13 protein-coding genes are annotated in these 14,737 nt (G+C 44.6%); 3 read left to right on the plus strand and 10 right to left on the minus strand.

Annotated elements, in window-relative coordinates:
• Positions 1 to 6 precede the first annotated feature (6 nt).
• Entirely contained in the window at positions 7 to 756 is a 750-nt protein-coding gene (locus ABFY19_RS04790; RefSeq protein WP_418792110.1) for a L,D-transpeptidase family protein, read from the plus strand.
• Here ABFY19_RS04790 and thiE read toward each other — a convergent pair.
• Positions 753 to 1,361, minus strand: coding sequence for a thiamine phosphate synthase (gene thiE / locus ABFY19_RS04795; protein WP_418792111.1), 609 nt, complete (start codon positions 1,359 to 1,361; stop codon positions 753 to 755). The two genes, ABFY19_RS04790 and thiE, sit on opposite strands and share 4 nt — an antisense overlap.
• A 537-nt stretch (positions 1,362 to 1,898) precedes the next feature.
• Complete coding sequence (locus ABFY19_RS04800; protein ID WP_418792112.1) at positions 1,899 to 2,591, minus strand: hypothetical protein; 693 nt, start codon at positions 2,589 to 2,591, stop codon at positions 1,899 to 1,901.
• Positions 2,592 to 3,238: 647 nt separating this feature from the next.
• Between ABFY19_RS04800 and ABFY19_RS04805 the strand changes: the two genes are divergently transcribed.
• Positions 3,239 to 3,979: a glucose 1-dehydrogenase gene (locus tag ABFY19_RS04805; RefSeq protein ID WP_418792113.1), complete on the plus strand. Its 741-nt coding sequence runs from the start codon at positions 3,239 to 3,241 to the stop codon at positions 3,977 to 3,979.
• A gap of 20 nt (positions 3,980 to 3,999) precedes the next feature.
• Here the strand turns inward: ABFY19_RS04805 and ABFY19_RS04810 are convergent, their stop codons facing one another.
• The 8 genes from ABFY19_RS04810 to ABFY19_RS04845 form a co-directional block, all read right to left on the minus strand.
• Positions 4,000 to 7,098 carry a DNA polymerase III subunit alpha gene (locus ABFY19_RS04810; protein WP_418792114.1) on the minus strand — a complete coding sequence of 1,033 codons (3,099 nt, stop codon included), beginning with the start codon at positions 7,096 to 7,098 and terminating at the stop codon, positions 4,000 to 4,002.
• A gap of 12 nt (positions 7,099 to 7,110) precedes the next feature.
• On the minus strand, positions 7,111 to 7,359 hold the full coding sequence (locus tag ABFY19_RS04815; protein WP_418792115.1) for a DUF6504 family protein: 249 nt from the start codon (positions 7,357 to 7,359) through the stop codon (positions 7,111 to 7,113).
• Entirely contained in the window at positions 7,352 to 8,461 is a 1,110-nt protein-coding gene (locus tag ABFY19_RS04820) for a hypothetical protein (protein ID WP_418792116.1), read from the minus strand. The genes ABFY19_RS04815 and ABFY19_RS04820 overlap by 8 nt, the downstream gene beginning before the upstream one ends.
• Before the next feature lie 185 nt (positions 8,462 to 8,646).
• Positions 8,647 to 9,369 (minus strand): ABC transporter ATP-binding protein, encoded by a 723-nt coding sequence (locus ABFY19_RS04825; protein WP_418792117.1) that lies wholly within the window; start codon positions 9,367 to 9,369, stop codon positions 8,647 to 8,649.
• The gene (locus ABFY19_RS04830) at positions 9,369 to 10,133 is read right to left on the minus strand and encodes an ABC transporter ATP-binding protein (protein ID WP_418792118.1); all 765 of its coding nucleotides are present in this window, start codon (positions 10,131 to 10,133) and stop codon (positions 9,369 to 9,371) included. Before ABFY19_RS04830 ends, ABFY19_RS04825 begins: the two co-directional genes overlap by 1 nt.
• Positions 10,120 to 11,133 (minus strand): branched-chain amino acid ABC transporter permease, encoded by a 1,014-nt coding sequence (locus ABFY19_RS04835; protein WP_418792119.1) that lies wholly within the window; start codon positions 11,131 to 11,133, stop codon positions 10,120 to 10,122. The genes ABFY19_RS04830 and ABFY19_RS04835 overlap by 14 nt, the downstream gene beginning before the upstream one ends.
• Positions 11,134 to 11,142: 9 nt before the next feature.
• Positions 11,143 to 12,024: a branched-chain amino acid ABC transporter permease gene (locus ABFY19_RS04840; RefSeq protein WP_418792120.1), complete on the minus strand. Its 882-nt coding sequence runs from the start codon at positions 12,022 to 12,024 to the stop codon at positions 11,143 to 11,145.
• A 120-nt stretch (positions 12,025 to 12,144) separates the two neighbouring features.
• Positions 12,145 to 13,335, minus strand: coding sequence for an ABC transporter substrate-binding protein (locus ABFY19_RS04845; RefSeq protein WP_418792121.1), 1,191 nt, complete (start codon positions 13,333 to 13,335; stop codon positions 12,145 to 12,147).
• Between the two features lie 688 nt (positions 13,336 to 14,023).
• On the opposite strand from ABFY19_RS04845, the gene ABFY19_RS04850 reads away from it, so the two are divergent.
• Positions 14,024 to 14,695, plus strand: coding sequence for a flavodoxin family protein (locus ABFY19_RS04850; RefSeq protein WP_418792122.1), 672 nt, complete (start codon positions 14,024 to 14,026; stop codon positions 14,693 to 14,695).
• Positions 14,696 to 14,737: the final 42 nt, after the last annotated feature.

The raw sequence follows: 14,737 nt of genomic DNA on the forward strand, positions 1-14,737 counted from the left end.
AAGATAGTGATTAATAAAAAGGTCAATAAACTGGCATTTTTAAAAAACGATGAAGTCATCAGAATATTCCCCGTTGCTACCGGAAGGCAGCCGGATTATACACCTGAGGGCAATTTTAAAGTAGTCCAGAAGCTGGTCAATCCTTACTATAATAAATTGAAAATCCCTGGTGGCAGCCCCCGAAACCCGTTGGGAGTCAGGTGGCTGGGATTGGATGCCAAGGGTACATCAGGCGGAACCTATGGAATTCATGGAACCAATAATCCCGGTTCGATAGGCAGATATATATCAGCCGGGTGTATTAGAATGCATAACAGTGATGCTATTTGGCTATACGACCGTACTCCCCTCTATACTCCGGTGGAAATTATTAACCGAGAGTGGGATCTGGAACAATTGCCTGTCACTCTGGTACTTGATGGTCAACCCCTGTCTTTTGCTTCCGGTTCCGGGGCTTACCTGGTAAACAGCCGGGCGATGGTCCCTTTAAGGGCATTGGCTGAAAAAACGGGTTGTAAGGTTGATTGGCATGGTGATAGGCAGGAAGCAGTTGTTACCGGCTGCGGGAAAACAATAACTTTTAAGGTGAACAGTACTGTAATAACTGCTGGTGGCCGGACAGTTAAAATAGATGTACCGGTTAAGCTTAAAAATAATAAGGTGTTTGTGCATGTAAGAGCAGTCGGTGCTGTTTTGGGTTATCAGGTTTCTTGGGAAGGGAAAACCCGTACGGTAAGTCTGGAATCAGCGTATTAGATTATTGATTCGCGAAGCGCTTTTATAGTTCCGGTTATGTCGTCAGCTTCCATTGCCAGGGACATAACGGCAATGCCATCTGCGTCTGCCCGGACAACTATATTGGCGTTCTTTGGGTTTATGCCTCCAATAGCAATTACCGGTAAAGTTACCGCTGATTTTATAGAGACAATAAAGTCCGGGCCTTTTCCGGGAAGGCCGTGTTTGCTGCGGGTATGAAAAATATGCCCGGCCAGAATATAATCTGCGCCGTCTGTTTGTGCCTGGACGGCCTCTGCTGTGCTATGTACCGAAACCCCGATGATTTTATCAGGGACCATTTCCCGGACAGCTTTAAGGGGCAGACTGCCTTTCCCCAGGTGGATGCCATCCGCTTTACAGGCAATTGCTGTTTCCACACTTGAATTAATAATCAGTTTTGTTTTTGTGCCTGCACATATGTCTGATATCTGTGTCCCCAGAGCATACAGTTCTGCAGGAGACAGGTCTTTTTCACGGAGGATAATGGCATTTACCTCTGCTGCAATTGCTTCTTTGCAGACAGAAACTAGGGGCCTGCCATTGGTAAGAGCTCTATTTGTAACTATAAATATTTCTTTTGGCATCAGAAAATTTCCTTTCAAGGTCAAATAATAAGGTTCATGTATCAAGGGGTATATAATATATAAAAACAGAAAATATTTAAAAATGCAAATTTATCTGTTGTTTCAAGAAGGATTTATAAAACTTTTTGACGAAAAAGTAATATATATAAGGGGAGAGTAAGGTTTTAGTTTTACAAAATGAATGAGGAGGGTTAGTATGAGTTACGAGTATTCAATTGGTAAAAAGATGCTTGGTGCGCTGGTAGGTTCTATATCAGTTGGTGTCTCAACAATTTTTCTCCTGTTTCTGCTCTTTGGAAAATAAGGCTCTTTTATAAAAGGGGTGGTCAAGATAAAAGACCACCTTATTTAATTATAGTGCATGTAGGTGAAAATGCTTCCTGCCATCGTTGCGCGGCAGTCCCCAATCCTCGGAGTACTTCCAGTACGCCTGTGGTTGGGTTCAGCCGTGCGCCTTGCCAGGAAACATTTTCCCACCCACTGGTCGGAAGTAAGATTAAAAGAGCCGATTATAGTGCATGTAGGTGAAAATGCTTCCTAGCTACTAAGCTGATGGACAAATTCTGCCAGCACTCCTACCATGCGGCAATAATCTTCCGGGTTCTGGTTAGGGGCTCGGAATCGTTTGTTGATTTCCAGTTGGAGCGCCGGAACGCCAAGGTGTTGGGAAACGTAGCTGGTAACAGTATTCTGGCCGGATACTGTAAAATAGTTTTCTGAAATTCTGGTGATCCCGTGATTTTTAAGCACATCCTTGAGAACTGTTGTATAACAGGTTTTATTCAGCAGGGAGATTCCTTCCATAGTTCCGATATCAATGTCGAAATCATGTTGTTTGGATGCACCGTGAATATCAATAACAAGCTTAAGCCTGTTAGCCGTACAAATATTTTTAATTAAATCCTTATAAATACACTTGTCATCAAAATTGGGGTCCCCTCCGTAAAGTTTTGTCACAGCTAGACTATGGCAACTTGTAATTTTATTTAAAATATACGCCATGGATCCGGTAAATTCATCTGAAGGTTTAATTTTCTTGTGGCGGATGTGCCGCACTGCGTGAGGAGCAGAAACGAGTACCGGCAGGCTGCCTTCAAAATATCTGAAGGGGTTAATTTTGCGAGGATTTGATTTGCGGTCTGTTTTTACAAAATAAACCCGTTCAATGTCAAAAGCCTCTTCACCGATTTTTGCTTTGATTAGTGTTTCTGTTCTGGCATCAAAATTCAAAATATCACCTCACTGTGAGGAATAATTGTATTGCATCTATTTTTTCGACATATATATGTTGATTCCTCTCAGATATTGCAGTACGAAAATTTTAAATTCACAAAACACTTTAGTGTTTTTGCTTGTATTATTTTGGATGAATGAATATAATATAAGTAGAAGGGTAACTCGTTCAACCCTTACGAAACGGAGGATGCAAACCTCCCAAGGGGCAAACAGGTTGCCCCTTATTAATTTTATGGCATGTAACAAATTGCTAACATAAAAAACAAGGTGTTTAGTCCTTGTTTTTTATTTTTTTTGGCAGATAGAAAAGTATAAAATTTTGTCCTATGCGCATAAAACCTAAATATACCAGCATAACAATTATAAGGGCGTACCAAAATCTAAATTTCTTTAGATATATTGGCACGCTTTTTTAGCAGATAGGAAAGAATAGTGTACGCTCTCGGAAATGACCGTAGGTTAATCTAATCCAGATTCCACGGTCATATACGCAGCCTATACCGTGGAAGGAAAAAACAAAAAGTCCAAGGCACAAAGCCTTGAACATAAAGGAAATTCTATTTCCGAGAGACTTAACAGAGCGCGAAAGGAGGGAGAAACTGCCTAAGAGTTTTCGGAACAAATTAAAGGAGGAAAGAATAATGGGGAAACTTGATGGAAAAGTTGCCATAATTACAGGTGGTGCGCGGGGTATGGGTGCATCACATGTCCGCACGTTTGTTGCTGAAGGAGCTAAAGTATTTTTTATAGATATTTTAGATAAGGAAGGGGAAGCCTTAGCAGCAGAATTAGGGGATAACGTAAAATTTGCCAAACTGAATGTTGCTATAGAGGAAGATTGGAAAACAATTGTTGCTGAGGCTGAAAAAGCATTTGGTTATATTAATATTTTAGTGAATAATGTGGGGATTTTATTATATAGTCCTATTGAAGCAATGAGTTTAGAGGAATATCAGAATGTAATTAATTACAACCAGTTGTCAGTTTTTCTCGGGATGAAATACGTTTTACCTTCTATGAAATTAGCTGGTAATGGCTCTATTATCAATATCTCTTCCATTAATGGAATCAAAGGGACCGGTAATACTGCCGGGTACAGCAGTTCTAAATTTGCTGTGCGCGGCTTGACACAAGTGGCTGCTTTAGAATTTGCTCCGTATGGTATAAGGGTTAATTCTGTTCATCCAGGAGCAATTGCTACTCCGATGATATTGCAGGAAGGTGCCAAAGAAGCTATTAAGCAATTTGCTCAATTAATTCCTTTAAAGCGTGTTGGGAAACCGGAAGAAGTTTCGACTTTGGTGTTGTTTCTGGCATCAGATGACAGCGGTTTTTGTACTGGAGCAGAGTTTATTATTGATGGCGGATCTTTGCGTACATAGAAAAAAATAACTGGGATTTTTTATTCACATAGCCGGAATATTTTTTGGGCGATAATGGAGACACCATTTCCCCTGTGCTGTAAGGAGCCCCAAACCTGAAGCGGGGGGACAGGGTTGGTGAAAAGGAGGCTGCCGAATTTTTGGTAAGTTTTTTCGAAAACAGTTATATCCATCAGGCCAAATTCATCTTCCAGTGAAAAGAAGGCGGTTGTTTTACCTGTCCTGGTTGGGGGGCGGTGAGGATGGATAGGCAGACCGGCGACCTTAACAAGGCTGCCGTTTCTGGCTGCTGCAAGGTTCATGCTGTTCAAAAAGCCTCTGCGCTCCAGACTACTGCGCCAATGACTCATATAATGACTGGTGACATCTATGCCGAGTATCTCATACTCCATATTGAATTTCTCCTGTGGTGTAAAATCCGGAACAGGGGAAAGAGCTACAGTATTATCTATGAGAGAATGTTCCCCGGTGAAGGACAATACCGGGGCATTTCTTTTGCTGCCGGCTTCCGGGATGGCCCATAGCAGTTGTTTCCGGTTGCTGTGCAGGCTGTCAAATGCTCCGCAGCAGATCAGATTTTTCAGGATATTTTTGTCTATGTGAACACGTTTCAGGAAATCGTCAAAAGACTTGAACAGTCCCTTTTCCCTGGCTGTCAGGACCTTTTCCAGGTAATTGTTCTGAACCCCTTTTACCTGTCTGAGGGAGATGCGTATGGTATTGGCATCAACAGTGAAACATTCTTGGCTTAGGTTAATATCAGGGGGGAGGATGGTAACCCCTTTCCTGCGTGCCTCCACACACAGGGTATTGGAGTTATAAAAGCCCATGGGCTGGTGGCTGAGCAGTGAAGCAAAAAAATGGGCCGGGTAATGTTTGATCATATAAGCTGTTTTATAGGCAGTGGTGGCAAATGCTGCTGCATGGGCTTCACAGAAACCATAACTGGCATAGCCGGTAATATATGAAAATATAGTTTTCACAACTTCTGTGCTGACACCGTTGTCAACGGCTTTTTTGATAAATTCCGCTCCAATGCCTGTCATTTCACGGTGGGACCTGGCGTGGGTCATCACGCGGCGCAGGCGGTCAGCTTCCCCTGGAGTAAAACCGGCAATTGCTGTGGCAATTTCGATGACCTGTTCTTGGAATAAGACGACCCCGTAAGTCTTTTTTAAGATGGGTTCAAGTTTCGGGTGCAGGTATGTCACTGGTTCTTTCCCTTGACGCCTGGCAATAAAGGGTTCTACCATATTGCCCTTTATCGGTCCGGGTCTGATGATGGCAACACTGGCTATAATGTCTTCTATTTCTGAGGCTTCAAGACGGCTTTGCAATGCGCGCTGGGCAGGGCTTTCAAGTTGGAACACCCCAATAGTTTCGCCTTTGTTAATCATATCAAAAGTAGCCTTATCATTCAGTGGTATTGTTTCATAATCAAATTTGCTGCTGGTATCCCTGATGGTCACAATGGAGTCCTCGATTGCGGCTATGGTCCTCAGGGATAGCAGATCAAGCTTGACAAGCCCCAGGTTTTCAATAAATTCCTTATCAAACTGGGTGACAACTATTCCCTTGGCAGCCTCCTGAAGAGGTGTTACATCAGATAGCGGCTGCCGGCTGACAACAATACCTCCCAGGTGGGTGCCGATAAACCGGGGAAATCCTGAAATCGCTGCACAGTATTCAAGCAGGTTCCGGAATCTGGGGGCATCAATTCCGCTTTCCCGGAGTTCCGGAAACCGCTTTATAGCCAGGTTAATCTGGTCGGCATGGATATATTGCAGTTTTTTGGCCAGACGGTCAATTTCACCTGAAGGTAAATCCATGGCTTTGGCCAGATCCCTGAAGGCGGAACGGGCCCTGAAGGTGTTGTAGGTACAGACTGTGGCTGTCCGGTCTGCACCGTATTTTTTATAAATGTATGCTGATACCTTATCCCGGTGGCGGGAATCAAAATCTATGTCAATATCAGGCATCTGGGCGCGCTCCAGGCTCATGAAACGTTCAAAAAGCAGCCCCCGTGCTATGGAATCAACTTCTGTGATATACAGGCAGTATGCGACTGCCGAATCTGCCGCTGAACCCCGCCCGGCATACCTGATTTTTTCCTTGCGGGCATAATTGGCGACATCCCAGACCAAAAGAAAATAATCTTCAAACCCCAGGCGGCAGATGATGTCAAGTTCATGGTCCAGGCGTGACGTTATTTGCCGGGACAAGTGATGATAACGTTCCCTGGCCCCTGCAAAGGTAAGTTTCCTGAGGTAATTGGCGGCAGTTTCCCCAGGGGGGATATCCGGAAAGGCAGGGAATAGCCGTTTTCTTGTTCCCAGGGCAGGTTCGCACATTTCGGCAATAGCAAGGGTATTAGTGACTGCCTGTGGATAGTCGGTAAAAATCTGGGTCATTTCAGCAGGGGGTTTCAGGTAATTTTCAGCATTAAGACGCCGTTCGGGGTGAATTTCCCCAAGTTTAGTAAGAGTCCTTACACATGTAAGCAATTCATGGATTTCAAACTGTTCCTTGGTAACATAATGGACATTGTTGGTTGCCGCCGTTTTTAGTTTCAGGTGAGCGGCCAGGTTATCCAGGGCGTTGTTGAGAAACCGGTTTCCCGGCAGGAAGTCCTGCTGTATTTCAATAAAAAAATTCTTTTTGCCGAAAATATCAATAAAATTTTGGGCAGTTTCCTCAGCCAAATGGTAATGCCCCTTTAGGATAAGCTGTGGAATCCTGCCTTTGCGGCATCCTGATAGGGCTACTAGGTCGCTGCTGTAAGCTTTGAGGGTTTCAGCAGAGGTGCGCGGGGTTTGGCGCGGGTTCCCCAAGTGGGCAGCGCTTAGGATGCGGCAGAGATTTGTATAGCCATGGGAGTTTTTGGCCAGGAGAATAAGGTGGCTGTCGTCTGCCAAGGTTATTTCGACACCGGTGACAGGTTTGATACCAGCTTTTCCGGCCAGGTAGGAGAAAAGGATGGCTGCACAAAGGTTGTTATGGTCTGTTAGAGCCAGTGAGGGCATACCTGCTGCTGCTGCAGAGCCGACTATTTCTTCGATTCTTGCGGCCCCGTCAAGAAAAGAAAACGGGGAATGGACATGGAGGTGTACAAAGCTCATCCGGAGACCTCCCTAATCATAAACGCGGTATAGAAACCAGGAGCGGCTGGTATTGTCCTTGTAGAGCTCAAACAGGCTTCCTTCTATGGTATTGACCCTGTAGAAGGTTTTTTCACTTTCACCGTCCCACCATATGCCTGTATCCTTCCATATTTCAAGAATCCGGCTGACTGGGAGCCATCTCCCGTTAAACCGGAAAGCCAGGAGGGTGTTATTGATACCATATTTCATTTCAATATTTTTGTTAATTAATTTAACCATTCTGATCATCCTTTGCTGTTTTACCACAAGTTCCTATTTTGCTGTTATTGCGCAGGGGGTCAACAAACATCAACATCTGTTCCCTGCGGCTTACAGGAAGGGAGCTGCCCATTTTTACGATTCCGGGGGAGTACCTGGAAGCCAGGTTTTCACAGACCTTGCATAGTTTTTCGTGATGCTCCGCATATCTACCGTTAAGGGTTTTAGGGTCTTCAAAAAGAGACATCTGGCTGTGCATACAGTTTGTGAGATGCCCTGCTGCCAGGGATATCCCTGTTACCCGGCCTGAAGTCCGCAGTTTTTTTAGGAGATTCATACAGTCATGGTATATGGAACGTATATCATATTTCCCCCTGGTAAAGGAAGAAGTCACGATTTCGGTGAAATAAAGTTCAGAGAATATAGCCAGAGACAGTTCGCGATAGCTTTTTCCTTGTTTTTGCAAGGTTTGGCTGAGATAGATCGCAGCCTGTTTGAGGATTTCTTCCAGCCCGGTGATATTGGAACACTCGCAGTGGCTGTGATATGTAATTTTGTCGGGGGGACTGAAATAAGGCACATTTGATGTATCGATACCCTTGCTGTAGTTCATAATAACGGGGGCCAGTGAACCAAATTGACTGTAAAGCATTGTCAGGGGGACCCCGCTGATTTCGCCAAAGGACTTAAGCCCCAGGGTTTTCAGACACCGGATGATTTTATCTTCTAATGGCCACATAAATTCTACCGGCAGACGGGAGGTGAAATCCCCGGCTGTTTCAGGTTTTATGACACAAAGACGGAAATTGTTATAAACCTTTACCTGTATTCCTCCGGTTAAACCCGAACCGGAGGGATTGGCAGTATATGCTGTTGTCAAAGCCTTTGCCAGCAGTTTGCAGGAGGCCAGGCTGATTGTGGCAAAACTTCCCAGGGAAGGGATAACAGTTCCGGTAAAAGCGCTTATTAAGCTTATTCCGGGAGGTTTTTTGCCGCTCAGGTCAATAAAAGCCTCGTTTTGGGAAGGGGTTTCTACTCTGGGGCCTAAGCTAACACATTTGCAGGCAAGTTCAGAAGTGTTGCCCCGGAAGTCATGAAGGAAGATGTGTGCAATTATTTTCAAGTTCGCCAACCCCCGCAGAACATATGTTCGATAACTTAATTATAAGAAAATTGACTGCCCTCTGTCAACCCAAAAAATGCTGGAAATATTATACACTCACCAGATTCCCGGATAAGGACAAAAAATAATAGGACCATCTCATAAGCTTGGCACTTATGGGATGGTCCCCGATTTTTGGCAGATATTTATGCATGCAGCCTGGCACCCAGGTAAGCTGACTGCACCCTGGCATCCTGCAGCATATCCTGTGCCTTGCCGGTAAGGGAAATTTGTCCCCGCTCAATAATATAGGCCCTGTCGGCTATCTTTAGGGCGGCTTTAGCGTTTTGTTCCACCATCAGGATTGTAGTACCGCGTTTTTTCAGGCTAATCAGGATGTCAAATATTTCCTTTACCACAAGAGGGGCAAGGCCCAGTGATGGCTCATCCAGGAGCAGGACCTTTGGTTTGGCCATCAAACCCCTGCCAATGGCCAGCATTTGCTGTTCCCCCCCGCTTAAAGTGCCGGCAAGCTGGGTTTCTCTGCCCCGGAGAGCAGGGAAGAGGGAAATGATATTTTGAATATCTTCATTAATTAATTTTTTGTCGGTTTTATACCGGTGATAGGCACCAAGCTTCAAGTTGTCGATAATAGAAAGAGAATCAAAGACCTCCCTGTGCTCAGGAACGAGACTGATCCCTGCCTTTACTATATCTTGCACGGGCAGACAGCTGGTCTGCACTGTTCCCAGATAAACTTGTCCTGACCTGGGTTTATGAATACCTGTAATAGTGCTTAGCAGGGTTGTTTTACCGGCCCCGTTGGCGCCGATAATGGTCACTATCTCCCCTTTTTCTACATTAAGGGAAACATTGTTTAAAACCCTGATTCTTCCGTGATATGTTTCAATTTCCACAACCTTTAGCATTAGAAGTCCTCCTCACCCAGATAAGCCGTAATAACTTCCGGGTTGTTTTGAATCTCATAAGGTGTGCCTTCGGCAAGTTTGTTGCCGAAATTGAGCACTACCAGGCGGTCGGTAATTTCCATAACGGTTTCCATGTCGTGTTCCACCAGTAAAATAGTAATCCCCTGGTTTCTCAGGGTATATATAATATCAACCAAATCTCTTGTTTCACTGGAATTCAGTCCTGCTGCTGGTTCATCCAAAAGCAGCAGTTCAGGTTCAAGGGCAATGGCCCGGGCTATTTCCAGCATTTTTTGCTGGCCGTAAGGGAGATTGTTGGCCGGTTCCAGCGCCTTGTCGGCCAAACCGGTTAAGGCCAGTTTTTCAAGGGAAGTTTTGACTATGTTGCTTTCTTCATGCTGTACAGGCCATAGTGGGAAAATCGCTCCCCAAAACCCTGCCCGGCTCCTGATATGGCGGCCGACCATAACATTTTCCAGTACGGTCATATTGTTAAAAACCTGAAGGTTCTGGAATGTCCGTGCAATTCCCTTAGCAGCCACTTTATGTGCCGGCAGGCCGGTAATGTCCGTATCTTTGAAATAAATATTTCCATGAGTTGGAGGATACACTCCGGTCATTAGGTTGAAGAGAGTAGTTTTTCCGGCGCCGTTAGGTCCTATGACAGCAATAATTTCTCCCCTGGAAACGGAAAAGGAAACATCATTGACGGCATGAACGCCCCCAAAGGTTTTGGTGAGTTGAGTTATCTCAAGAAGTTTCATTGGGATGCTCCTTTCTGTATCTCCAGCCTTCATAGAGTTTAACCAATGTGGCTGTAAGGCCGTCAGGCATAAAAATCATAATGACTACAAGAATAATTCCATAAACAACAATTTCATATTCACCACCGGCCTGGGGTATTAAAACAGGCATAAACTCTTTTAAGCTTTCGGCCATTATAGTGATCACAGATACTCCAAAAATCGGTCCCCATATGCTGGCAAGGCCTCCTACAACCGCCATGACCATAAATTGTACAGATGTCATCAGTCCGAAGGGGCTGGGGCTGATAAAAGTTATGTAATGGGCATACAGGCTGCCGGCCACACTTGCATATATAGCACTTAGGGTAAAAACCTGCAGTTTGTATTTGCTTGTATCGACACCAAGGCTCCGGGCGGCAAACTCACTGCCGTGAATTGACTTTAAGGCACGGCCGATACGGGAATGGACTACATTATTGGCCAGTATAAGAGCTAATAAGACTAATATCCAAACAAGGAAGTAGAATTTAAAATCATTATTAAAAACCAGGCTGCCCATAGACAGATATGGGATACTTTTACTTAATCCCGATGGGCCTCCGGTCAGTGCAACTTCTTCCATCAAAATAACATGTATAATAAGACCAAACCCAAGGGTAGCCAGGGCAAGGTAGTGTTCTTTCAATCTGAAAATTGGAATCCCTATCAAATAAGCTGTTATTCCGGTTACAATAATTCCGGCAAGCATTGCCAGCCATGGGGAAATATTATATGTTGCTGTAAGAATTCCTGAGGTATAAGCCCCCAGCCCGTAAAAAGCCGCATGACCGAGAGATATTTGTCCCGCATATCCCATCAGGAGGCAGAGACCGACGACAACTATGGTATGAATACCGATAATAACCAGGACACTTAGGTAATAATTATTGGTGACTAAAAAAGGTATGGCAAAAATAATCATGGTAAATAAAAATATCAGTGCATGGCGCAGGCGTTTTTGTTTTAAAAGGTCTTTCATAAGCCCTCCTTATACGCGTTTGGTGCCGGATGTCCCGAAGATTCCACCTGGTTTCAGGAAAAGAACCAGGAGGAGGATGACAAATGCAATCCCATCCTTGTATCCCGATGATATTAATCCTGCTCCCAGTGATTCTATGATTCCTAGAGCCAGGCCCCCGAAAACGGCGCCGGGTGTGCTGCTCAAACCTCCCAGGACAGCAGCGACAAAGCCCTTAAGCCCGAGCATGAGGCCCATGTCATAAGTGACATATGTAATCGGGGCTATAACTATTCCTGCTAGGGCAGCCAGTGCGGCACTAAAGACAAAAGCCAGGAGGGACATTCGCTGTGGATTGATGCCCATAAGCTGTGCGGCAAATTTATTGACCACACATGCTCTAAGGGCTTTACCCCAGTAAGTGTATTCAAAGATGAAAAAGGTAAGGGCCAAAACCAGTATGGTTGTTCCGATTACCCAAACGCTCTGGGGGATAATAGTAGCTCCTCCGATATGTATGGGGCCGCCTTTAGTGAATGGTTCCAATTTATAGGGATTTGTTCCCCACACCAGCAGGGCGATGCCCTTTATCGCTGTTGATAAACCAATTGTAATAATAATGAGTGTTATTGAGGAGGCTTTTTTAGCGGTTCGGATAGCCCCCAACTCTATTAGACCCACTACAATCATAACCAGAATAACTGCAATTAGCAGAGCGCCTATGGCAGGCATTCCGGCATTTACGAGGGTTACCATGAACATGGCCCCCAGCATGACGAATTCGCCTTGGGCAAAGTTAATGATTCCGGTAACATTATGTATTATCACAAAACCTAAGGCAACCAGGGCATAGATTCCGCCCATTGTTAAGCCGCTGAGCAGGTATTGAAGAAGTTCGCTGGATAGGCTCATGTTGTCCTCCCTTAAGGTGTAAAGTATTTGTCCGGAACCGGCGCTGTCAGCAGCGGACCCGACCGGTCCCGGACAATGAATTTAAGCACTTATTTGTATAACTTTTTGTATAGCAACAGGTTAGTTAACAGGCTCCCATTTGTCCCCGGAGATTTTAACCATAACCATACTATCGAGGTCAAGGCCGTTATGGTCTTCAGTTGACATATTAAAGACACCTGAAATGCCTGTGAAATCGGTTGTTTTTTCTATTTTATCTCTGATTTTAGCCTTGTCTGGACCTGCTTTTTCGAGGGCGCTGAGGACTATTTGCAGAGCATCCCAAGCATGGCCGCCAAAGGTGTTCCTTGGGCCGAATTTTTCTTCATATTCACCGGCATATTCTACCAAGACCTGCTTTTGCGGGTCATTATCCGGCAGATTTTCGGCCACCAGGAGTTTGCCGGCCGGGAAGATTACGCCATCTGCTGACTCACCGGCGAGTTTAATAAATGTTTGGTTACCAATTCCATGGCTGTGGATAAGGGGCATTGTCAGTCCCATTTGCTCAAAACCGGTTGTGAAGCTGGAGGCTGAAGGGGGGATTGCCCAGCAGATAACTGCCTGTGGGTCAGCCTTTTTGATATTGGTAAGCTGTGAAGTCATAATAGTATCATTTGCTTCAAATTTTTCTTGGGCCACAATTTGTATGCCTTCTTGGGCAGCTACTTTTTCGAATTCAACCTTGCCGCTGTCACCATAGGCGTTATTCATGCTGGCAAAAGCTATTTTAGTTATATCCTGGGATTTTAAATAGCCAGCTATTTTTTGAGCTACCAGGCTGTCGCTCTGAGCTGTTTTAAATACCCATTTACGCTCATTAATAGGCTCAACGATGCGGATACTGGCAGCAGCTGAAACCAAGGGGATTTTTGCTTGCTGGATGCTCTCAAGCATCGCCAGTGTAGTGCCGCTGGTGGTGCAGCCTATGATTGCAAGTACATCCTTCTGGATGAGGCTTTTGGCTGCAAGGGCGGCTTCTGTTTCATTACTCTTGTTGTCCAGCATTATCAGTTCAATTTGGTGACCGTTAATTCCGCCATTTGCATTGACCTTGTCAATAATCATCTGTACTGTATCCCGTTCAGGAACCCCCAGGGAAGAACCCGGACCTGAGATGTCAAGAATTGCTCCGATTTTGTAAGTTTCTTTAGCTTCTGTAGAGCTGCTCTTTTCAGTGCTTTGCTGTGCTCCTCCGCAGCCGGCTACAATAAGACTGAAAATTAGGGCAATTACCAGGATGGCGCGTTTTTTCATCAATCGTTTCACCATTTCACACTCCTTAAATTTTTTTTTGTATGGTTAAGCACCTGTTTCTTTCAGGTGACGGGCTTTACCGTCTTGGCCTGACCTTACTGGTTTAACCATTCGAATTGGGCATTTTTTGTTATATATTTTTCGTTTATACAAAAGAACTTCTCGTCCTAAACAGGGACGAGAAGTTTGTACTTCACGCGGTACCACCCAGTTTGACTGCACTGCAGCCCACTCAAATTGCAGGTACTAGATTCAGGGGCCAACTGCCAACTGTTATCTGCTAACTGTTAACTGTTAACTGGAATCTAATACCCTCTGCCTGTTAACGGTGGAGCGCCGGCACAGTCGCCAGGATACCCAACAATTTCAGACAACAAGGTATTCCTTTAGACCTGCAGTTTAGGAGGGAATTTCAGCTGACCGGTAAAGGGAAAGGCTTCCAGTCTACGGCCCTTCCTCCCTGGACAAACCAAAGACAACCTACTTGTCTCCATCATCACCTTTACTTTTTTATACAAAATAATTTTATCACTATTATACATATATGTAAAATATTTTTTAGCTGGCAAATAGTTGGCAGGGTAGGTCAAATTACCTTGAAATCAATAATAATTAATGAAGGAGGTTGTGTGTTTTTTCGCGAATAAAAGAGTATATCATGACTAATTCTATTTATAAAGGCACCGGGAAGGGAGGAAATAGCGTGAAAGTTTATGCGATAAACGGAAGTTTTCGGAATGAGGGTAATACCGATATTATTATGGAAAAGATTCTGGAAGGGGCCCGGAGCGGGGGAGCAGATACAGAAAAGGTTTTTGTCGATGACCTGAATATAAAATCATGCCAGGGCTGTCTGGAATGCCGGCAAGAAGGAATATGCCAGCAGGATGACGGGTTGACGGACATTGTCCGGAAGATTGAGCAGGCCGATGCATTGGTTGTAGGAACACCTATTTACGGCAATTATATGACCGGACAATTGAAAATACTACTGGATCGTTTAATGGGAGTTATCAGCAGGATTACCTATGTGCCGGGAGGGGGTATCAAATCTATTACCAGACTTGAACCCAGGAAACGGAATATAGTTACTGTTCTTACGGCAGGGGCTCCTACTCCGGAGTGTGCTGACGATGCTTTAAAGCTTTTTCGTAGAATGTTGGGTTCTTTGAATAATGGCGGTTTTATGGAAGAAATTATTGCTGTGGGCATTAACCCAAAGGGTGCCATTGTTTTTCCAAAAGAAGAGTGGATTAAGGTTGCCGAGAAATATAGGGTTCCTGACACCGAAGCATATGCAGAGAAAGCCATGGCTAGAAACCGTGAAGTAATGGAAAGGGCATTTAAACTTGGACAGGAGTTGTTGAAAAAATAGCATACTCCGGGCTTAATAGGGAAAACCTATTGACCAGGAGGT

Source organism: Phosphitispora sp. TUW77 (genome assembly GCF_048453025.1).
Lineage (GTDB): Bacteria > Bacillota > Thermincolia > Thermincolales > UBA2595 > Phosphitispora.

Excerpts from the sequence above, each read along its gene's own strand:
- thiE (WP_418792111.1), bottom strand. The coding sequence starts at position 1,361 with ATGCCAAAAGAAATATTTATAGTTACAAATAGAGCTCTTACCAATGGC.
- ABFY19_RS04805 (WP_418792113.1), top strand. The coding sequence starts at position 3,239 with ATGGGGAAACTTGATGGAAAAGTTGCCATAATTACAGGTGGTGCGCGG.
- ABFY19_RS04810 (WP_418792114.1), bottom strand. The coding sequence starts at position 7,098 with ATGAGCTTTGTACACCTCCATGTCCATTCCCCGTTTTCTTTTCTTGAC.
- ABFY19_RS04815 (WP_418792115.1), bottom strand. The coding sequence starts at position 7,359 with ATGGTTAAATTAATTAACAAAAATATTGAAATGAAATATGGTATCAAT.
- ABFY19_RS04825 (WP_418792117.1), bottom strand. The coding sequence starts at position 9,369 with ATGCTAAAGGTTGTGGAAATTGAAACATATCACGGAAGAATCAGGGTT.
- ABFY19_RS04830 (WP_418792118.1), bottom strand. The coding sequence starts at position 10,133 with ATGAAACTTCTTGAGATAACTCAACTCACCAAAACCTTTGGGGGCGTT.
- ABFY19_RS04835 (WP_418792119.1), bottom strand. The coding sequence starts at position 11,133 with ATGAAAGACCTTTTAAAACAAAAACGCCTGCGCCATGCACTGATATTT.
- ABFY19_RS04840 (WP_418792120.1), bottom strand. The coding sequence starts at position 12,024 with ATGAGCCTATCCAGCGAACTTCTTCAATACCTGCTCAGCGGCTTAACA.
- ABFY19_RS04845 (WP_418792121.1), bottom strand. The coding sequence starts at position 13,335 with ATGGTGAAACGATTGATGAAAAAACGCGCCATCCTGGTAATTGCCCTA.